Here is a 4,537-nt window from a genome sequence, read left to right as displayed (position 1 = left end):
TCTCCCGGTTGGGCTCGCTTGCCGCTGCGGCGTGTGGTTCTGGGGCCGTCGCCGCGTGTGCCGGGTGGTCTGGCTTCTCGCGGCGAACGACGCGCGTCATCAACGTCGCGAGCGACGAGCTGGACCAGTCGGCATTCACCAGTTCCGCGAGTGCGGCCGTCGTTTCCGTTTGCCACTGCTGCGGGTCCGGCAGCGACCAGACGCGACCGTGGACGTCGACCAGCAACCGAGCGAGCCTCGGCAGGTCGCCGTCGACAAGTTCGTCCAACAGCGCGGCCGTCGCCTCGTCTTCGCCGAGGCCGTCTTCGATGGCTGCCTGAGCCGCATCCAGCCGCAGCGTCTGGGCCTGTTCGTCGGGCAGCACCGCAAAGTGCGGATCGACTCCGACCTTGGCATCGTGGCGACGCACGAGTTGCCCGGCGATCGACGAGAGCGTGCCGATCGTCGCGGCGGGAAGGCGATCGAGCTCCGATCGCAGACGCTGTCGTTGCTTCGGCTCTGCCACGGCGATGGCGTCTCCCAGTCGGGCCGCAATCCGCTGCCGCATCTCGTTCGCGGCGGCATTGGTGAAGGTCGCGACCAGAAGCTGCGACACGCCACACGGCCGACCGGCTTTGCCGTCGCTGTTGACGCCGCCCGTCGTGACCAACTCGACCGCACGCGCCGCGAGGACGGCCGTCTTGCCACTGCCGGCCGCCGCGCCGACGACGACGCTCCGGCCGACGAGCGAGATCGCGCGTTGCTGGGCAGGCGTCCAGCGAAAGCCGTCAGACATCGTCGTCGGCCTCCGGAATTGGGATCGGAGTCACGCGGCGATACGCATCCTCAGGCGTCTCGAACCGACACAGCGGCCGAAACCCGCACGAGCCGCACGGCGTGGTCTTGCCGATGCGAAAGGGCTTGGGCTCGATGTGACCGTCCAGGATGCCGTCGGCGACGTCGACCACCGCGAGCCGCACGCCTTCGACGAGGCCGTCCATCTGCTCGGTCGTCAGGACGTCGCTCCCACGCTTGCTCGGCAGGCCGGCTTTGGTGATGGATGCGGCGAAGGCGTCGCTCGTGCCGGGCTCGTGTCGCTCCTCATTCGTCCCGGCGAATGTCGCGTCGAGCAGCGGCAGATGGTCGTAGTCGATGATGCCACGCGGCTTGTTTCGCAGCAGACGCAACTCCGTTGGCTGGTCGAGCGCCTCCTGCACGTCGTCGACGCTCGTCATGCGTCTGCCGCTCGGAACGACGAGTGAGCCGAACGCCTCTTCCGCCGGGCTCGGAGTGAGCCGGCTGCCGTGGGACTGGAGCGCGAGCAGGTGGACGACGATGCCGAACGACAGGCCGAGCCGCAGGTTGCGCGTGACCGACTCTGCCGAGCCGGAGCGGTAGTCGATCGCGAGCGAGCAGGGAATCGTCTCGCCGTCCAACGTGCGGGCCAGGTCGATGCGATCGATCCGGCCGCTCAGAAGGACACGCCGGCCGCGGCGCGTCGTCAGCTCCAGCGGCGGAAGCGCGTCGTGTTCTTCGGAGCCGTAGCGGACATCGGAGTACGCCGGCGTCATCCGGCCACGGCTCAGCGCGGCCTGCTGCGCGGCGAGCACATCGACCAGCGTCCGCGTGACGCGTGCGATCACGAATCGGCCGACCCGCGTCTCCGCGAGACTGCCGCCACGCAGCTTGCCTGCTGCGCGGCGAACGTGGAACTGCGTCGACCGTTCGATCGCCACCGCGTCTTGCCAGTCGAGGCGACCCGACGCGACATCGCGCACCACGCCGGCCAAGCCGTCGTGTGTGAGCAGTGCGGTCTCGCGAAACGCGTCATCCGTCGGCCGAGGCTCTGGCAGCGACAGGGCGTGCTTGGCGAAGTGGCGGAACGGGCACCGGGCGAAGTCTTCGAGGCGATCGACCTTCGCTTCGAGCGTCTCGCCGAGCAGCGAGCTTCGCGTGAATTCGCTCAATGCTGGTCTGTTCGACCACGACAGCGACGGCCAAGTTCGGCGGGCAACGTCGCCGTCGCGGACGGCGTTGTACAGGTGCGTCGCGAGCGTGGTCAGCGGCGTGCGGTTGTTGACCTTTGCCAGGACATAGGCCGTGGCGTCGCGCTCGCTGGCGACGGGGCGTTCGACGGTCTCGACGTCGAGCCCGAGGAGTTGGCGTGCGTGGACGCGAAACGACGACTCCGGCATCGGCCGACCTGAAGCGTCGTGTTTCGGCCGGAGCAGGACGAGTTGCTCTGAGGCGATAGTGAAAGCGCGGTAGGCCAGACGCCGCTCCTCGGCCCCGTCGTCGGCAGGCACGTCGAGACCGCGTTGTCGAAGCGCCGCACGATCGCCGTCGTCGAGCAAAGCCTCGTCGCGTCCGGCTTGTGGGAAAATGCCCTCGCTCAGGCCGACGACCACGGCCCGCTTCACGCCCGCGGGCAGGACGACGCGTTCGACGTCCGCCAGCACCACTGCCTCGGCCGTCGGCGGGGTCGTCGCGAACTGCAACCGGTCGAGCCCGCCGAGCAGCATGGCGGCGAAGGTCTCGCCGTCGACCGACGCCTCCGGTGCCAGCGATGCAAGACGCCCGATCAGGTCCTGCACCGCCGCCCAAGCGCCGACGTGCTCGTCCGCCGCCTCCGGCCGATCCGACTCACGCTCGGCCATCGCTGCGATGCCAGCGTCGACGTCGAACGCCTCCAGCACCGACTGCAACGCCGCGACGTGATCTGCGACGATTCGTTCGGCATCGAGCGATTGCCTCAGCAGTGCAACCGCGTCAACGAGCCGCCGACGCACACGCTCGGCAATCGTCGCGGCCTCGGCGTCGTCTTCCTCGAGAGCAAGCCAAGGCTCGGCCTGCTCCCACATCTGTCGGCCGCGGATCTGATCGCTGCGGACGAAGAGCTCAAGCTGTTCTGCATCCGAAGCCTCGGCAACGGCGAGCCGACTCTTCGCCAGAGCCAAGGCGTTTCGCGTCGACCAGCCGTCGAGCGCGCACGCGAGGACCGACTTCACGAGGCGAACGCACGCGTGGTTCCACGCAGGCTTGCGACGATCGACGAAAATCGGCAGGCCGACCTCGGCCGCGGCGTCGAGGAGGACGCGCGTCGCCTGCTCGCTCTGGCGGAACAGCACGGCACACTCGCTCGGCGAGACGCCGTCGATCAGCCAGTCCTTCACGACTGCAACACACGCCTTGGCCTCCGCGACAGGATCGGCGGCGTCGAGTGCATGGACTTCGAGCGCGTCGATGTCGATCGCCTGCGACGGCCGAGGTTGGGCGGCATCGCGTTCGAGCAGCCGAATCGCGGCGGAGCTCAGTCGCGGTTTCTGATCGGTTAGCGACGCGCGACGAACGGCGACGCCCGCGTCCGAAAGCTCGGCCTCAAACGCGGTGACGCTCGCGCGGGTTGTGGCAAAAAGCCCCGTGCCCACGACGTCCGCGTCTGCCTCGCACGTGAACGCTGCGAGCGTCGCCTCAGCACGCGCAGCCACTGCCGCGAGCAGCCGTCGCTCCGGCCGGGTCAGCAGTCGAAAGCCGTCGACATACAGCCGGCTCCAACGCAGTCTGTTCGACGAGCGAGCCGTCGCGATGGCCGCGTCATGCCGGCCTGCAGGATCGAGTCGGCTGTCGAGCAGGGCGTCGTACCGCTCGCGAACGATCTTCAGGTCTGAAAGTTTTACCGACAGCTCGTCGTTGGACGACGCGAAGTCGTCAAGATCAACTTCGGCCGCGCGAAGGTCGCCCAGTGCCGCGTCGACCATCGCGGCGGTGCCGGGTTGCTGGGCGACATCGCGCAGCGTCGCGAGCTGGTCTGCGGTCTGACGCAGTGCCAACGAGACCAGCAGCTGCCGGCCCGCCTCGTCGACCTCCGGCATCGCCGCAGCCTGGGTCCCGTCGAGCAGATGCGTCACGAGCCGACGCGGGTCCAGCACGCGCACCCGCAGCGTCGGCCCGACGGTCGACGCGACCAGCCGCTCGTAGTCGAACGTCGCCTGCGGCGGGACGACCAGCAAGACCTCGTCGCCCAACGGATCGCCCGTGACCACGTCTTGCAGACTGTCCAGCAACCGCCGCGTCTTGCCCGAGCCGGCCCGGTCGAGGAGGAGTGTCGCCGACGGCCCGGACATCGGTTCACTGTAACGATTGCACGTCCCTTGGAGACGCAGGGCTTATCCTGTCGTCATGGCCGGTGGTTCGTTTCCAGATGTGCGTCCTCGTCGACTCCGCCGAACGCCGCAGGTTCGCCAGATGCTGCAGCGTGTTCGCCTTCGTGCAAGCGACCTGATCGTGCCGGTGTTTGTCCACGACGGGCCGAAGCTGGAGGTCGCGAGCATGCCGGGCGTCTTCCGCCTCGGCGTCGACGACGCGGCCGACTGGCTCGACTCGATGGCCGAGCTCGGCATCGGCGGATACCTCGTCGTCGGCGTGCTCGGTGACGATCAGAAGGATGCCGTCGGCTCATCCGGCGAGGCCGGCGACAACGTCGTCTGCCGACTTCTGCGCGAGACGCAACGTCGCGGCAATCCGATGCTGGCGATCACCGACGTCTGCCTCTGCGAAT

Annotated in this window: 3 protein-coding genes; 1 reads left to right on the top strand and 2 read right to left on the bottom strand. The window is 68.5% G+C overall.

Features of this window, described 5'->3' with window-relative positions; genetic code table 11:
• On the bottom strand, positions 1-775 hold a 775-nt coding region (locus AAGI46_15945; protein ID MEM1013700.1), incomplete at its 3' end, for a UvrD-helicase domain-containing protein.
• Entirely contained in the window at positions 768-4,103 is a 3,336-nt protein-coding gene (locus tag AAGI46_15940; GenBank protein MEM1013699.1) for a PD-(D/E)XK nuclease family protein, read from the bottom strand. The genes AAGI46_15945 and AAGI46_15940, both read right to left, overlap by 8 nt.
• A 55-nt stretch (positions 4,104-4,158) precedes the next feature.
• Here AAGI46_15940 and AAGI46_15935 point away from each other — a divergent pair.
• Positions 4,159-4,537, top strand: a 379-nt coding sequence (locus AAGI46_15935; GenBank protein MEM1013698.1) for a porphobilinogen synthase, incomplete at its 3' end; no start/stop codon positions are given.

Source organism: Planctomycetota bacterium, from assembly GCA_038746835.1.
Taxonomy (GTDB): Bacteria; Planctomycetota; Phycisphaerae; order Tepidisphaerales; family Tepidisphaeraceae; genus JBCDKH01.
Note: the sequence above shows the minus strand (reverse complement) of the source record. Positions and strands in the feature narration are given on the sequence as shown.

What these genes read in the sequence shown, in the direction of transcription:
- AAGI46_15940 (MEM1013699.1), bottom strand. Translation starts at nt 4,103, where the DNA reads ATGTCCGGGCCGTCGGCGACACTCCTCCTCGACCGGGCCGGCTCGGGC.